Below are 15,420 nucleotides of genomic sequence, written 5' to 3' on the forward strand. Positions count from 1 at the left end.
TTAGAATAAAAGATTTTCAATTAAGGGGACTTTGTGTTTTAAGGGGATTTCCTGTATAATAAATCAAAACACGATTTCAAGTAAGAGAGAGATTGGACAAGCTTATGCAACGCTTTTTAGAAAAAATGAGTATTCTTTCATTGTCATTTATGTTGGTGTCGACCTTTGCAGTCTCTCCAGCCCTGCCAGCCATGCTAGACCATTTTGCACAAGATGGTTATTCAGAGCAGCAGGTCGGTTTTTTGATTACAGTGACGTCCTTTGCTATTATGACTAGCCTTGTTCTAAACCCTGTTTTGACCAGATGGGTATCCGAGCGGGCCATGATTTCTATCGGGCTACTGTTGGTAGCGCTAGGAGGATCGGTGCCCTTATTAAGCCAGGTTTATGCCATCTTATTTATTGGGCGTCTCTTTCTTGGTTTTGGACTAGGGATGATCAATGCACGAGCAATCAATATGGTCAGCACTCATTTTAAGGGGAAGGAACGGCTCCAGATGATGGGGCTTAGAGGTTCTACAGAGGTATTGGGGTCAGCTATCTTGACTGCTATCGTCGGTGCTTTATTGGGCTTTGGGTGGCCTATAGCCTTTTCCATCTATCTCTTAGCCCTTGTGGTTCTCTTTCTCTACCTGCGCTTTGTTCCTGCAGAAGCAGACAAAGCAGAGGAAGCTTTGGATGGTCCTAAGGCCAAACTCAGTCAAAGGGATTGGCTAAGAGCCCTTGGGTTAGCGGTGGTTGCCTTTTTTGTCATCAATGTCAATTCGGCTCTGACCCTGCGAATCCCTGTTATGGTACAGGAGTCTGGGATTGCTACACCTCAGCAGGCTAGTCTTATTCTTAGTGCCATGATGCTGATGGGTATTCTAGCTGGTATGGCCTTTAGCCATCTCTTAGGTCACCTAAAAAATGCCTTGCTTCCTGTCTCAGTGCTAATCTTTTCACTCTGTATTCTCTTGGTGACCCAGCCGATGAACCTTCTTGTCCTTTACATCGGTGCGATGGTGACAGGCTTCTTTTATAGCCTAGTCCTAACGTTAGTCTTTAATATGGCTTCAGAACAAACGCCTCAAGCCTTGCTTAACGCGGTGATGACCATCATTTTAGTGGGTTGCAATACTGGAGGGGCAACCTCCTCCTTATTACCCCCTCTTCTCGAAAAACTACCAACATTTGGAGCAGGAGCCTATGGCATTTATGCTCTTGCTGGTCTGGTATTAAGCATCATATTGTTTTGGAAAATGCGCCAAAATAGTGTTAACGAAAGCTAATAAGGGATCTGGTTAAGACTCTTCTGCCATTTCAGCAAAGAAGCAATCATCAGAAGAGAGGACGGGAATAGTGGTTAACCTGGGACTCTCAAAAAGGAGAATCATGCTTGTAATCCGAATGTATGCGACGCTGTTTCCAGTTATTTTAGCTGGTATGGCCAATATGGCTTTTTGTCGTAGTGAAATAGCTAAAACCTGGTATCGACCGATTGACCGTGGGAAGATCCTTTCGGATGGGAAACGGCTTTTTGGGGACCATAAAACCTGGAAGGGTTTTGTTGGCATGATTGGGTTTGGCTACTTCTTTCAGGTTTTCTGGGGTGGCCTGGGCCATGTCATACCTGCCCTGAGTCGGCTCAACATGGTTTATGAAACCCAACCAAATACGTTCTGGTTTAATAGTCTGTTTGGCGCTGGTCTAGGCTTCGCCTATGTTTTATGCGAGTTGCCAAATAGCTGGCTAAAGAGACGGTTTGATATTATCCCTGGACAGTTAGCCCATCCTAAAAACCAACGACTCTTTTTCTTCCTTCTCGATCAAATCGATTCCCTCATTGGATGTGTAGCTGTTTTAGCACTGGTTTATCCTATGTCTATTTGGCTTTATCTAGGCTTTATTGCCCTAGGTGCCTTAACACATGTCGGCGTGAATCAGCTCTTGTTTCTCTTGAAACTCAGAAAGACCCAATTTTAAATGGAAAACTTAATCACTGAAAATACGCCTCAGCCTTCTTTTGGTGGGAAGGCTAATGGTCTCATAAGCATACAAGGACTTGGCTATGCTGTTCCAGAGGCCTTGCTCTTTCCAGAAGAGGAGCTAACGGCTCTCTGGCAACCGATTGTGCTATCTCGTTTTCCACGAGACAGTTGGGGACGGCTAAGGCCTAAGGAGGTTCTTACTTGTCTAGAGGACTTACCTATTCCGCAATCCCTTTCTCAAGCCTGGGCCAGCTGGCATAAAGCTGATCGGACCTATATTGTCCGCTCCAGTGCTTTACATGAAGATGGGCAAGAGCATTCCTTTGCGGGCCAATACGATTCCTTTGGAGGCTGTGAGAATTTGGAGACCGTGTGGTCAGCCATCAAACAGTGTATCGCGTCTCTTTTTCAAGACCAGGTCCAGGCTTATTGGGAGCGATTGGGGATGGCTAAAGCTTATCAGTTAGCACTCCTTATCCAAGAAGAACTTCATCCCGATTTCTCAGGAGTTTGCTTTACAACAGCTCCAGAAGGACAATCAGATACCAGGATGTTGATTGAAGTCGTCGAGGGAAATGGTTCAAGTCTCGTTGATGGTTACCAACGACCAGAATTTCTCACCTTGGACTGGTTTTTTCCAAAATTTGAATCTAGCGTCTTAACCATTAGCCAGCAGCAACAACTTCATACGATGGGTATAGAGGTTATGGCTAACTTTGGTCATCCAATGGATATTGAGTTTGCCTTTGTGGGGGAATGCCTTTACCTCCTTCAAGCTCGACCAATCACCGAACTCCCCTTAATCGTTGCTAGCGGAAGCTGGACAACAACTAACTTCAGAGATGGCGGTGTGTCGGCGTCATCCAGTCCCCCACTCATGCGTTGGCTATACCAGCGGGTTTGGCAAGCAAGTCTTTCTCAGTTTATGATTGAGGCTGGGTTATTTAAGCCATTCGAAATAGGGTCGCTATCTATAGTCCGTTTTTCAAGGCTTTATTGGAACTTAGGTCAAGTCAAAAAAGCTATGGCTAAAATCCCAGGTTATGTGGAAGCAGACTTTGATGATGAGCTAGGAGTTGCCAAGTATTATGAAGGCATGGGAGAAGTAACACCATGGCGAGTAAAACAGGCGTTTCATCTGGCTGGAATTGCGTGGCGCATTCGACAAATGAATCGCCACCATCAGACAACCATCGAAAAGGTCTTTGAGGACGCGCAGAGCCATTTAGAGCAACTGGTCCAAGAACTCTCTCACATGACCAGTTATCAACCAACGGCTGATTTGGAAAAATGGTGGCTCCAGCTGACGCAGGACATCCATAGTCAGTACGAAGGCTTATACTTTAGACAAGTCTTTTTAAACACGGTCCTATTAGCCATGAAAAAGACAGCACTCTTAAAAAAGGTATCGCTAGAAGATTTCTTCATTCTGATTGAAGACCTAGGTCAGTTATCCCATACAGATCCTCTACGTGCCATCGCTAACGCTGTGCAAGCTGATGATTCTGAAAAAGCGTTCTTAGACTTCAAAGAGCGTTTTGGCTATCACTCCAGTCGTGAGCTTGATCTCTTGACCCCTAGCTACGAGGAGGATATGACACCTATCAGGGAGCAGGTCGCCTACTTATCCCAAAACCGAGAGGCCTTTGAAAGTTTTCAAAAACGTCTAGCCCCTAAGGTTAATAGAGACGAGGACTTAGAGGCTATTTATAGCAAATTGTCGACAGGTCAGACCAAGCGTGTGAAGGCCATCGTCCAGGAATTACGGGACTTGCTCTGGTGGCGAGAAGCATTAAAAGATGTTTCCACCAAAACCTATCACCTCATCCGGAAAGGGACATTGGCCTTGGGCGAGCATTATGTCAAGCAAGGTCTGCTCGAACAAGCAGAAGACTTATTCTTTTTAACCCCCGAGGATTTGGTCGATCCGTCGACCTGGCAGGAGCGCATCAGAAATGAGAAGACCTATTACAAGGCTTATCAACAGTTTAGGGCGCCCAATGATTTACGGGCGGACCAAGTGCGAGCTATAGTTGGACAGACAGCCTTGAAAGGTCGTGGCGCTAATCACGGCATTGCCACAGCGCGTGTGAGAGTCTTAAAAGATTTGTCTGACATATCCCTTATCCAATCAGGTGAAATCCTAGTGACTCCGTATACAGATACAGGATGGTCCTACGCTTTTGGGCAGATAGCTGGCTTGGTCACAGAGTATGGCGGTGTTTTATCTCATGCTTCCATAGTGGCGAGAGAATGTGGGATTCCAGCAATCGTTTGTGCGGTGGACGCCACCAAGCATTTGAAAACAGGCATGCGAGTAACGATAAATGGGACAAGTGGTGAGATTATGATTATAGAGGAGGAAGTGTAGATGTGGCTAGGTGAGTATAATAAATCAGTTCTTTTAACCTACCTAGGTGTCGTCTTTGCCCTTTTGGCTATTGGTGCGGTCATCAATGACCAATTAGCCTTGGCGATGATGGCATTTGTGATCAGTGGGATTTGTGACTTGTTCGATGGGGTTGTCGCGCGTAGAATGACGAGAACAAAGGCGCAAGAGCAGTTCGGGGTTGAGATTGATTCCCTCTGTGATATGATCAACTTTGCAGCCTTACCGGCTATTTTGCTCATGACGCAGGTCCCAATTTCAGGGTTGAATGTTGTTTTGGCCGTCTTGTATAGCTTGGCTGCGGTCACACGGTTGGCGCATTTTAACCGCTTAACAAAAGGAGAAGAAGGAAGCACCACCCATTTTGTTGGGGTTCCCGTAACTTATGGGGCCCTCGCATTTCCTCTGAGCTATTGGCTCTGTGAAATCTTTCTAAAGGGCTCTTCAGGCTATGTTTGGATGCTTTTAGGCCCCTTGATGAGTCTCTTATTTATTTGGAACCATCCAATTCCAAAACCCAACAAAAAAGCCTATATCGTCTTTGTCGTATTGGCTTTAGTGACCTTACTTGGTCTCTCGTTAATGCTATGACACAGATTTATCATAAGGAAAAAAGACAGCTCATTGACTTGCCGGATTACCAATCACAGCTGGTCGATAAGCTGTATAAAACAAAATGGGGAAGGTTTTTACAACCCATCGTCACTTGGCCTCCTTTTTCAGAACTGCTTCTGGTAAAAGAAAAACTTCCCAGCTCCCGTCGGAAAATCCAAACGTTTTGCGACACTTATCAGATTAACTTAGCTGAGTTTGAAACACGGGATTACCCTCACTTTGCAGCCTTCTTTACAAGAACTCCCCTCCTTAAAGCGCGTCCTCGTTGTTCAGAGGAGCAGGTGATGGCGGTTGCGGATGCGAAATTGCGGGTACAATCTATCAGTGCAGGAGAGACTATCGTAGTCAAAGGTCAAATCTACCCTCTAGCAGAACTTTTGCAAGATCAGACTTTAGCTTCACTGTTTGAGGGTGGGTGGCTATGCCTATACCGCTTAGGGGTAGAGGATGTGCACCGTTACCTTTATGCGGAGACCGGTCCTGTTTTGGCTAGCAAAAGGATCCCAGGGAAACTCCACAGCATTCGCGACATGGTGCATCAAGAACTGCCTGTTTTTAAGGAAAATCGGAGAGCCTTTGAGGTGTACCAAACCTCTGTTGGTCAGGTGCTTCAGATGGAGGTTGGTGCGTTACTGGTTGGCGCGATTCATAATCCAGGACACTTGGAAGCTAGTAGAGGTCAAGAAAAAGGCTATTTTAGTCTAGGGGGCTCTAGCATTTTAGTGCTATATCAAAAAAATAAGGTATCCTTTGACCAGGAAATTTTAGAGTATTCAAAGCGTGGTATAGAGGTTCAAGTCAAAATGGGCCAAGCCATTGGTAGAAAAAAGGAGAACACAACATGTTATCAAGATTAGCCACCTATTACAAAGAAATGTACCCGATCATCCCTCGCTTTTTACTAGCGGTCATCATGTTTTTTGAAATTTACTTTGTCCTATTGCTCAATCAAGGTGTGCACACCTTTGACATTGGGATTCAAGAATTTGTCGGTATCTTCACCATTTTTGTCTTTCTAATGATTTTACGCATAGCGGATGACTTTAAGGATTATGAGACGGATCGCCGCTTATTTCCAGAGAGAGCCTTGCCATCAGGACGCGTGAAAAAATCTGACTTGGCTATTGCCTTGGGGGTGGTTGTGGCGATATCTGTTCTTTTGAACATCCTATTTATGAATAATATCGGCTGGTTTTTGTTTCTTTATATCTATGGAACCCTCATGTCCTTTTGGTTTTTCCAAAAAGATAAGATTCAGAATTCACTCCCTATGGCGCTGGTCACCCACAATCCCGTCATGATGGTTCTCAATATTTATACCATTTCCTTCGTTTGTTACAAATACCAACTCCCTCTCCTGTCATGGACGACCGTTTTACTCGCCTTTACCATGTATTTTCCGAGTTTGATATGGGAAATTAGCCGTAAAATAAGAGCTCCCAAGGATGAAACAGCCTATGTCACCTATTCTAAACTGTTTGGCTACCAAAGAGTGACCCGTTTTGTTCAATTTCTTACCTTGCTTGATATTCTAACCAATATTGCCTTGCTATGGGGAATTTCAAAACTTGGTGTTCTTGTTTTAGTCGTCAACGTTTTATGGATGACAATCCAATTTCAGCAGTATATCAAGGATCCAACTCGCTTTAGTATTAAAGAACGTGTGGAACGCTATACCTACATTACAGAAACAACCATGGTTGTCGCTGTCGCTCTCTACCTTTTGATTGGACGTTTTTAAATGAAACCTATCTCTCCTATTACCGCTAAAAAAGCAGGAGCCAAAGCCTATCATTTAGACCGCTTGCGGGAAGCTGGTCTTCCTGTGCCACCCTTTGAGGTATACAGTTACGACCTCTTTGATCTACCAGAGAACCGTTCAACCCTAAAAAACTTTCAGGAAGCTTATACCAATGGCCTGTACACGATTGAAGGCTTGAGCCAAACCTTAAAGACATGGGCTCGGCAGCAATTTCCCTTGGAAGAGTTGTCCACCGTCAAGGAGATGATAGAACCGTCAACAGCCCTGTTTTCTGTTCGGTCTTCAGCAACCATTGAGGATTCTGCGCAGTCTTCTTTTGCTGGACAATTTCACACATCCTTATACCAGCACCCCTCTGACCTCCAAAGTGCCTTGTTAGAAACCTTATTATCCTTATATGAGGTTTCTGCTTTAGCCTATGCCTTTGAGCAGGGACTGCAGGTAGCTGATTTGGAAATGGTAGCCCTTGTTCAAGAGATGGCGGTTGGCCAGTTATCGGGCATTTATTTTACTGCCAATCCTCAAGGCTTAATTAGTGAGCATGTTATTGTTGTCGGAGAAGGCGATGGGAGTCAAGTCGTTGAAGATCGGATAGAGACGACAATGACAGTTTACCATCCCTTGGATGATTTATCATATACTCAGGGACTACCCCTTTTGAATGCTTCTCAATTGTCAAGTCTAAGAGGTGCAGCAAGGTCTTGTATCAGCCTATTTGGTCCTTATTTAGACATTGAGTTTACCTTTGTTGAAGATCATTTATACCTCTTGCAGGTGAGACCGATTACCACGCTTCCCGATGGCCAACCCCTCATACTAGATAATAGCAACATTGTTGAATCTTATCCTGGGTTAAGCACTCCTTTAACCATTAGTTTTGTGAAGGAAGCCTATACCAGTATTTTTAGGAGCCTGGCAACTCGATTGTTAGGAGGTAATCAGGTAGCCCTTGAGGCCTATGAGCCAACCTTTCAGCAAATGGTGACTGCGGTTAATAGTCGGCTGTATTATCAAATATCCTCCTGGTATCAGCTCTTACAGATTCTGCCTTTTTCTAAACAGATTATCCCCATTTGGCAAGACATGCTAGGAATAGAGGATAAAACCTATAGCGCAATCCCAATAAAGCTTGGGTTTTGGCAAAGGGTAAAGACCAGTGGACAGATTATGAAGCAGTTCCTCTCGACACCCAAGCAAATGGCTGATTTGGAAAAAGATTTTGCTGAAATCGAGCGGTATTTTTGGCAACAGATAACTAAAGATCAGAGCCCTCAGGCCCTATACAACCTCTTTGAAGAACTCAAGACTCAAGTTTTAGACCATTGGGATATCACCCTAATCAATGATCTTTACGCCTTTATTTATACAGGGCTTTTGAAAAAATACAGACCATCAGAGGATGTACAAGCCACAATAGCTGGTATTTCACAGATAGAAAGTATGAAACCGGCTCATGCCATGCAGGCATTAACAGCTCAATTCCAGCAATTACCTCGCTCGCAGCAAGACAGACTTTTGCAATTCACAAAAGAAGAATTACAGGAATGGCTAGGGAGTACAGCTTCGTTAGCTCAGGAGATGGCGACCTTTATCCAGCTTTATGGGGACCGAGCTCCAGAAGAATTAAAAATGGAAACAGCGACTTTTCGCACCAATCCAGAACGCTTAGTGGCCCATCTGGCTCAACAACACAGCCAGGATGTCCAAAGTGCATTCCCTCAAACTCCTCCTCAAAAGGCAGGGTTTATTCAAGAGCAGGCTATCCAGGGGATTCGCAATAGAGAAAGTTCCCGTCTCAACCGCACCCGTATCTACGGAATGATGCGTGAAATTTTTCTAAATATAGGAAAAGACCTTGTCCATAATGGGAAATTGGACCAGCTGGAAGACTGTTTTTACCTCACTTATCCGGAATTGTTTGACTTGGCACTGGGAAAAAGCCAATCGATGACAGATATCATTGCCCAAAGGCGATTCAAATACCAGCAAGATGCTAAGCTTCCAACCTTTAGCCGCCTTGTTTATTTGGGGGAGGCTTTTGATCGCCAAGTCACAGAGAGTACCGAAACAGGCCAGACGTTTGCTCAAACACGATTCGTCCAGGGAATAGGGTGTGCTAAAGGAAAGGTTAAGGGACAGATCAAGGTCGTTAAAGATGTCACTCAGGTAGGTCCTTTATCAGATCACATTATTGTCACCCAGATGACCGATCCTGGTTGGGTTTACCTTTTATCCCAGTCCAAAGGTATTATAGCTGAAAAAGGTTCGCTTTTGTCTCACACTGCCATTATTTCAAGGGAACTCGGGATTCCATCCGTTGTGGGCGTTAAACATGCGACGGAACTGTTTCAGGATGGTGATTGGGTTATCATGGATGGCTTAACTGGTCAAATTGAACGGCTAGAAGGAGACCAAGATGATTGAGATTAAGGAAGTAAGACCAAATTCTAAAGAGATGCAAGATTTTTTAGCCCTTCCCAAAACCTTGTATCAGCCAACTTTTTTAACACAATCTGAGACTGAAGAAAAAGCCCAACTCTTAGGAGAGCATGAGCTGAGTTCTTATTACCAACTTGAGGCTTTGGTGGCCTACAAGGAGGGCAGGCCTACAGCTCGATTGGCCATCATCGGTTATCCCAAGGAAAACAAGGCCTATATAGGTTATTTCGAGGCTCAAAATGACTGGCAGACAGTTCGAAAACTATTTGAAACGGTCAAAGCAAAAGTGAGAGCACAAGGCAAGACCCATCTTGTTGGACCAGTTAATGCTAGTTTTTGGCTAGGTTACCGTATGAAGTTGGACCACTTTGATCAGCCTCCCTTTACAGGAGAGCCCACTGGTCTAGCTTTCTATCCTAAACTATGGCAGAGGGCTGGTTTTCAATTAAGCGAGACTTATGGTTCAGTTTTTTACCGTCGTGTGCCTCTAGACGATCATCAGGGGAGATTAGAAAAGCGTTACCACCAATTTTTATCTAAGGGCTACACTATCCTTTCTCCCAAACCCAACGATTGGACGAGGGTATCTGCTCAAGTCTTTCGCTTGTTGTCAACCCTGTATGCGGACTTTCCTCTTTATCATGCCATCTCTGAGGACTCTTTCAAGGAACTTTTTGCGCCTTATCGCTATATTTTAGACTTTTCGATGGTTAAGTTAGCCTATAAAGATGATCAGTTGGTCGGTTTTCTCATCACCCTCCCTGATTACGGAAACCTCGTCTATCAAAAAAAACATCCTATCAATCTCTTAAAACTGCTCAAGATTCGCAAGAAAGCGAAGCGCTATCTCATCCTCTACCTTGGAGTGGCACCAGACCATTTAGGACTAGGCTCCGCCCTCACCTACCCTATCTATCAAGAAATCAAAGCCCGCAAGGCTCTGGCAGTGGGAGCATTAATACATCAAGGAAAAATCACAGAACATTACGCCCCAACTTTAAAGGCAGACAATCATCACTACGGTTTATTCGAAATGATATTATAAGCTACAGAAAATAGATGAGAGTGGGACGAGGCTGGGGGAAAAAGTTATATTTTAATTATTCTTTTAAAAGAAAAATGGCAAAGAATCAACGTTATTCTATGCCATTTTCTGTTTTTCGAGACTTTTTGCCCAGCTTCGACTCACTCTCAACTTGCTAGAATCATGAGAAGACCCTGTGCTTGCCAGAGCTGGCAACCTTTTAATACATCGCATCGATCATTAATAAGAATAGGATGTCTATCAAACGACAAACCCCCAAAGGGCTACATGGAGCTCTATGGGGGCAATTCTTTATTCTGGGCTAACCAAGATTTTGATTTGAGATTTTTCTTTGACAAGGGCTTCAAAGCCTTCCTCCACAATGTCGTCGAGTTTAATAACCTTGGTCACCAACTTATCTTTAGAGAAGTAACCTTGTGTCATCAATTTCAAAACATCAGGGAAAATATGACGGTAAGCGATGATTCCTTTCATCGTTTTTTCCTTGATAACGAGCTCATTTGGATGGAAACTAGCTTCTGTTTCCCAAATGCTGACGACGATACATTCCCCGTCATTTTTGAGCGCTTCAAGGGATTGTGCCAGAACTTTTGGCACACCTGTTACCTCAAAGGAAATATCCGCTCCGCCGTTAGTTAATTCTTGAATTTTAGCTACAGCATCCTCAGCGGTCGGGTCAATCGCAATGGCTCCTAGTTCGCGTGCCAATTCTTGTCGTTCTGGAGAGACTTCTACCGCATAGATTTCAGTAGCACCAGCGGCATTTAAGGCGTCAATGATTAAAAGGCCGATAGGGCCTGCACCAAAGACAACAGCAGAATCTCCCACGCGGAATTTACTTTGGCGAACCGCATATAAGGCAACAGCTGCAGGCTCAGTCAAAGCTCCTTGTTGGAAATCAACACCGTCTGGTAACTTGTGACAGTTGCAGGCTTCGACCACTGAAAATTCAGCGAAACCACCATCACCAGCAAGACCAATAAAGCCGAGATTAGGATCAATATTGTATTGGCCAACCAATTGACCGTCAGCTGTTAAGATCGGCTCTACCACAACACGGTCACCAGGCACAAGATTAGTAACCTGATCACCAACGGCAACCACTTCCCCACAGTACTCATGTCCCATTGTTATAGGAGCTTTTCGATGAGAGTAAGGATGCTCTTGTTCAGTTGGGATGAAAATAGGTCCGCCTAAATATTCATGCAAATCACTTCCGCAAATACCAGCGTATTTGACAGCTAACTTCACTTCAGTTGCTCCTAGTGTTTCGGGAGTTTCAATCTCCTCAACGCGAACATCTTTTTTGTTATACCAACGTGCTGCTTTCATAAAAGACCTCCAATTTTTAATAATGATATGTAAATTATATCACAAAATCCCGAAAAAGGAAAACGATTTCAGAAATAAAGATAATTCTCTGAAAATCAGAACAATTTTTGGTAAAATAAGAAAAAAGCACAGTAGCAGCACAAAAAGAAAGTGAGGTCTGCCATGACACGTGCCTTATTGATCATAAATCCTAGTGCTGGTGGTGAGAAAGCCTTGGGATACGAAGCCTCAGCAAAAGCAAAATTAGCCACAGCATTTGATGACCTAACGGTCAGCTACACTGAAAAAGCCGGGGATGCCTTCACCTTTGCCAAAACCGCTGCCCGTGAGCATTTTGATGCCGTCTTTGTTATGGGAGGGGATGGGACAGTTAATGAGGGGATTAGTGGATTGGCTGAAGAAACTTATCGTCCAGCCTTTGGCTTTTTCCCTTTGGGCACGGTCAATGACTTAGCGCGTGCCCTCAAGATGCCATTAGACCCAGCTGAAGCCATCGCCCAGCTGGATTTGAGCAGGACCAGACCACTGGATATCGGTAAGGTTAATGATAAGTACTTCATGAATGTTGTTGCGATTGGAGCTATTCCCGAGTCCATTAATGATGTTGACAGCAAGGAAAAGACCAAATATGGCAAGTTCGCCTATCTGATTGCCGGAATTGAAAATCTGGTCAGCACGTCACCCTATCGTTTTCAGCTAGTCATTGATGGGGAGGAAAAGGAAATCACTAGCACGACCATTATCATCGGGCTCACGAATTCCATCGGCGGCTTTGAAAGTATATTGCCAGAAGCTAAGGTCAATGACGGCAAGTTGCACCTCATCTACCTTAAGGACAAGAATCTCTTAGAAACCATTCAAGCCATCCCAAGTCTGGTTTCAGGCGTAGACAGCTCCAATGAGTTTGTCGCCTACCAAGATTTTAAAGACATTACCATTTCCTTGCTTGATTCGCAAGACACCTTAACTCTAAACGTTGATGGAGATGAAGGAGATCGTCTCCCAGTTACCCTTAGTATCCTGCCATCCCATCTGCAGGTCTATACTACTGGAGACTAGCCTAAATTTGCCAGCCTTATTTCAAATAACTAAGGGCAACTTCAATCATCTCGATGGCCAAAGATTGGTAATCACTGACCAAATCAAAAATAGCATCTTGGCTTAGGATGGCGTGATTCGCTTCTCTAGGAAAGTCCGGAAGGTTAGAAGCCTCATAATCGCCCGCCCAATCTTGGCTGTAATAGTCTAATAAAGTATTGTAATTAGTTTTATTTGCTTTTAACAAAGCTAAACGAGCTCGGAGTTCTTCTAGTTGGGTGATGCTCACATCATAGCGCTCACCCATTTCTTTGATACGGTCAAGACTTTCCATAACGCACCTGCTTTCTTTTATTACCCTCATTGTAAAGAAAAGAAAGGTATTGGTCAAGGCAAATAAAGAGCAAAGGCATTTGACAAACCTAGGAAATCTTGCTAGAATACTAGGTGTCGTCTTGAACGACAAAACTTTTTCTTGGTTATAGGCTGCCAACCTATCACTCGGATTAAGCAGTAAACAAAAAGGAGAACAAACTCATGGCAATCTCAAAAGAGAAAAAAAATGAAATCATTTCACAATACGCACGTCACGAAGGTGACACTGGTTCAGTAGAGGTACAAGTTGCTGTCCTTACTTGGGAAATCAACCACCTTAACAGCCACATCCAACAACATAAAAAAGACCACGCAACTTACCGTGGTTTGATGAAAAAAATCGGTCACCGTCGTAACCTCTTGGCTTACTTGCGTAAGAACGATGTTAACCGTTACCGTGAATTAATCAACTCACTCGGACTTCGTCGTTAATTTTTTCAATAAAGTGTCTTTACTCTTCGTTAGAGCGCTGGTGATAACCTCAAGGTTTATCACCAGCGCCCTGCCTAGATTATAGCCACTCTATTTGAAAAAATACAAGGGCACTAATCGGTCGTTGCTTCGCAAAGACCTTAGACCGAGTTCAATTAGGCATCCTTGCTTTAAGGGTGTCTTTTTGCATGCCTGATTTTTGATGCGTTTCAGTGTGCCCTGATGGACTCAAGTCCAATTTACGGCTTCGCTCCCTAGCCTCAAAGCATTCAACCACTTAGTAGTTATCCTCTGTGAAAGCTCTTTAGATTGAGAGGACTTTTCTTATTGTCTGAGGAGATTTTGTTAGCTTGCCTGGTGGGTTAAGTCCATACAATGCTATGTAATATAAAACGATCATTAAAATGACGAACACACAAAAAACAGCAGACGTTCATCTGCTGTTTTCATCTGTTATTGATTAAGCTTCTTCAGTACCAAGAAGGTGTTTGCCAACAAGGGCAGCGAGAACACCACCTGCGATTGGAGCAAGGATGAAGACCCAAACTTGCTTGAGAGCAGCTCCACCGATAAACAAGGCAGGAGCCAAGCTACGGGCTGGGTTAACTGAAAGGCCAGTCACGTTAAGACCAACTAGGATGAGAAGGGCCAATGTCAAACCGATAACGAGACCAGCAATTTTGCCATTGCCTTTAGTAGCAGAAGTTACGGTAACAATAACCAAGATAAAGATGAAAGAGACAATCAATTCAAACAAGAATGCGCCAAAAGCGTTCACTTGTGAAAAGCTATTTTCTCCAAGACTAGTCACTTCAACACCTGCGTTCAGCAAGAAGAAGTAGAGAGTTGCTGACCCAAGAAGAGCACCAGCAAGTTGAGCAAGGATGTAGATGCCAAGATTTTTAGCATCTAAACGTTTATTCACAAACATAGCAATCGAAACAGCTGGGTTTAAGTGAGCACCTGAAATTGTACCGATAGAGTAGGCTGCAGCAACAATGCTCAAACCAAAGGCTAAGGCGATACCTAAGTGACCTACACCGTTAACACCATTTCCAAAGACAACTGCACCTGTCCCGAAAAAGACAAGCATGAATGTACCGATTAATTCGGCAACAAATTTTTTCATTATGATTTCCTCCATATGAAAATAGTTTAAGGAAATTCCAAGAAAATTTCAAGGGATTTGTTCAATAACTTGAGAAAAACCATGCAAAAAATGGCAACAGCAATCTATGAAAACGCTATATTGACAAAGCCGGATAAACTGCTATATTAGTATTAGAAAGGCTTTCGCGCGAAAAGAGGTGGTCAAATGACAGCTAAGAAATACTTATTCGAGTGGCTAAAGTGGTTTTTGGTTAACTGGGCCATCTGGATGGGAATGACAACCCTCCTGATGTTCCAAGATACGGGAAGTCATTATGGTGTGCCGCCTATAAGCCTTATTTTTCCTTTTGTTTATGCCTTTAATCATGCGGACGGCAAAGGCTTTCGTTGGTACAAATTGCTGATTACACTGATCTTTACTGGCATCATGGTTTATGCGATTCCAACCTTTGGATATGATGGGTTACGCCTCTCCAAAGTCTTTGTCCTCGTATCTCTTCTAATCGCCATTTTATTGTCGGCATTCGTCTTTCGCTTGACCAAGGCTGACTGGAAACGCTGGTGGGGCTTTTCTCTTTTTACAAGTGATGATGAAGAAGGCTAAGAGAGTCAGTTTGTCATAGGTTGTTGAACAATTCTTTTAGATGTTAGTCTGGGGAGCTAGCTATTAGAAATTCTTCCTCTTTTTTGAAAAAATCTCAAAAACAGTGGTTTTTTATGAACTGCTGTTTTTGATTTTGCTAAAAATATGCTAAAATAGAAGGCGGTACGTGGTTTTGTACAAAGAAGAGCTGGTCAATGGGTTTGCTCTCTTTTAGCCGGTTGTTTTTTGTGGAAAACACGTCCGAATAAAAACAATAGACCAATCTGTAAGAGTTACGAAAAAATCAATCGTGATAAATGTGTCAGCGAT

Annotated in this window: 14 protein-coding genes; 11 read left to right on the forward strand and 3 right to left on the reverse strand. The window is 43.7% G+C overall.

Annotated features, from left to right (window positions below; translation table 11 throughout):
- Positions 1–104: 104 nt before the first annotated feature.
- The 8 genes from J2S23_RS04645 to J2S23_RS04680 all read left to right on the forward strand — a co-directional run bounded on the left by J2S23_RS04645 (position 105) and on the right by J2S23_RS04680 (position 10,220).
- Complete coding sequence (locus J2S23_RS04645; RefSeq protein WP_307121588.1) at positions 105–1,271, forward strand: MFS transporter; 1,167 nt, start codon at positions 105–107, stop codon at positions 1,269–1,271.
- A 103-nt stretch (positions 1,272–1,374) separates the two neighbouring features.
- Positions 1,375–1,965 (forward strand): CDP-archaeol synthase, encoded by a 591-nt coding sequence (locus J2S23_RS04650; RefSeq protein ID WP_307121589.1) that lies wholly within the window; start codon positions 1,375–1,377, stop codon positions 1,963–1,965.
- On the forward strand, positions 1,966–4,341 hold the full coding sequence (locus J2S23_RS04655) for a PEP/pyruvate-binding domain-containing protein (protein WP_307121590.1): 2,376 nt from the start codon (positions 1,966–1,968) through the stop codon (positions 4,339–4,341).
- Entirely contained in the window at positions 4,342–4,950 is a 609-nt protein-coding gene (locus J2S23_RS04660) for a CDP-alcohol phosphatidyltransferase family protein (protein WP_307121591.1), read from the forward strand.
- Positions 4,947–5,831: a phosphatidylserine decarboxylase gene (locus J2S23_RS04665; protein ID WP_307121592.1), complete on the forward strand. Its 885-nt coding sequence runs from the start codon at positions 4,947–4,949 to the stop codon at positions 5,829–5,831. The genes J2S23_RS04660 and J2S23_RS04665 overlap by 4 nt, the downstream gene beginning before the upstream one ends.
- Complete coding sequence (locus J2S23_RS04670; RefSeq protein ID WP_307121593.1) at positions 5,816–6,715, forward strand: UbiA prenyltransferase family protein; 900 nt, start codon at positions 5,816–5,818, stop codon at positions 6,713–6,715. Before J2S23_RS04665 ends, J2S23_RS04670 begins: the two co-directional genes overlap by 16 nt.
- Entirely contained in the window at positions 6,716–9,160 is a 2,445-nt protein-coding gene (locus J2S23_RS04675) for a phosphoenolpyruvate synthase (RefSeq protein WP_307121594.1), read from the forward strand.
- Complete coding sequence (locus J2S23_RS04680) at positions 9,153–10,220, forward strand: hypothetical protein (RefSeq protein ID WP_307121595.1); 1,068 nt, start codon at positions 9,153–9,155, stop codon at positions 10,218–10,220. The genes J2S23_RS04675 and J2S23_RS04680 overlap by 8 nt, the downstream gene beginning before the upstream one ends.
- 291 nt (positions 10,221–10,511) lie before the next feature.
- Here the strand turns inward: J2S23_RS04680 and J2S23_RS04685 are convergent, their stop codons facing one another.
- The gene (locus J2S23_RS04685; protein ID WP_307121596.1) at positions 10,512–11,552 is read right to left on the reverse strand and encodes a 2,3-butanediol dehydrogenase; all 1,041 of its coding nucleotides are present in this window, start codon (positions 11,550–11,552) and stop codon (positions 10,512–10,514) included.
- A gap of 162 nt (positions 11,553–11,714) precedes the next feature.
- Between J2S23_RS04685 and J2S23_RS04690 the strand changes: the two genes are divergently transcribed.
- On the forward strand, positions 11,715–12,611 hold the full coding sequence (locus J2S23_RS04690) for a diacylglycerol/lipid kinase family protein (RefSeq protein ID WP_307121597.1): 897 nt from the start codon (positions 11,715–11,717) through the stop codon (positions 12,609–12,611).
- A gap of 16 nt (positions 12,612–12,627) precedes the next feature.
- On the opposite strand, the gene J2S23_RS04695 is transcribed toward J2S23_RS04690, so the two are convergent.
- Positions 12,628–12,924 (reverse strand): DUF4298 domain-containing protein, encoded by a 297-nt coding sequence (locus J2S23_RS04695; protein WP_307121598.1) that lies wholly within the window; start codon positions 12,922–12,924, stop codon positions 12,628–12,630.
- Positions 12,925–13,127: 203 nt separating this feature from the next.
- Here J2S23_RS04695 and rpsO point away from each other — a divergent pair, with 203 nt between their 5' ends.
- The gene (rpsO, locus tag J2S23_RS04700) at positions 13,128–13,397 is read left to right on the forward strand and encodes a 30S ribosomal protein S15 (RefSeq protein WP_307121599.1); all 270 of its coding nucleotides are present in this window, start codon (positions 13,128–13,130) and stop codon (positions 13,395–13,397) included.
- 460 nt (positions 13,398–13,857) lie between these two features.
- Here rpsO and J2S23_RS04705 read toward each other — a convergent pair whose 3' ends face one another.
- Entirely contained in the window at positions 13,858–14,526 is a 669-nt protein-coding gene (locus J2S23_RS04705; protein ID WP_307121600.1) for an MIP/aquaporin family protein, read from the reverse strand.
- Between the two features lie 186 nt (positions 14,527–14,712).
- On the opposite strand from J2S23_RS04705, the gene J2S23_RS04710 reads away from it, so the two are divergent.
- The gene (locus tag J2S23_RS04710; RefSeq protein WP_307121601.1) at positions 14,713–15,111 is read left to right on the forward strand and encodes a hypothetical protein; all 399 of its coding nucleotides are present in this window, start codon (positions 14,713–14,715) and stop codon (positions 15,109–15,111) included.
- The last annotated feature ends 309 nt before the right edge of the window (positions 15,112–15,420 follow it).

Origin of the sequence: Streptococcus moroccensis (assembly GCF_030812835.1) — a bacterium.
GTDB lineage: Bacteria > Bacillota > Bacilli > Lactobacillales > Streptococcaceae > Streptococcus > Streptococcus moroccensis.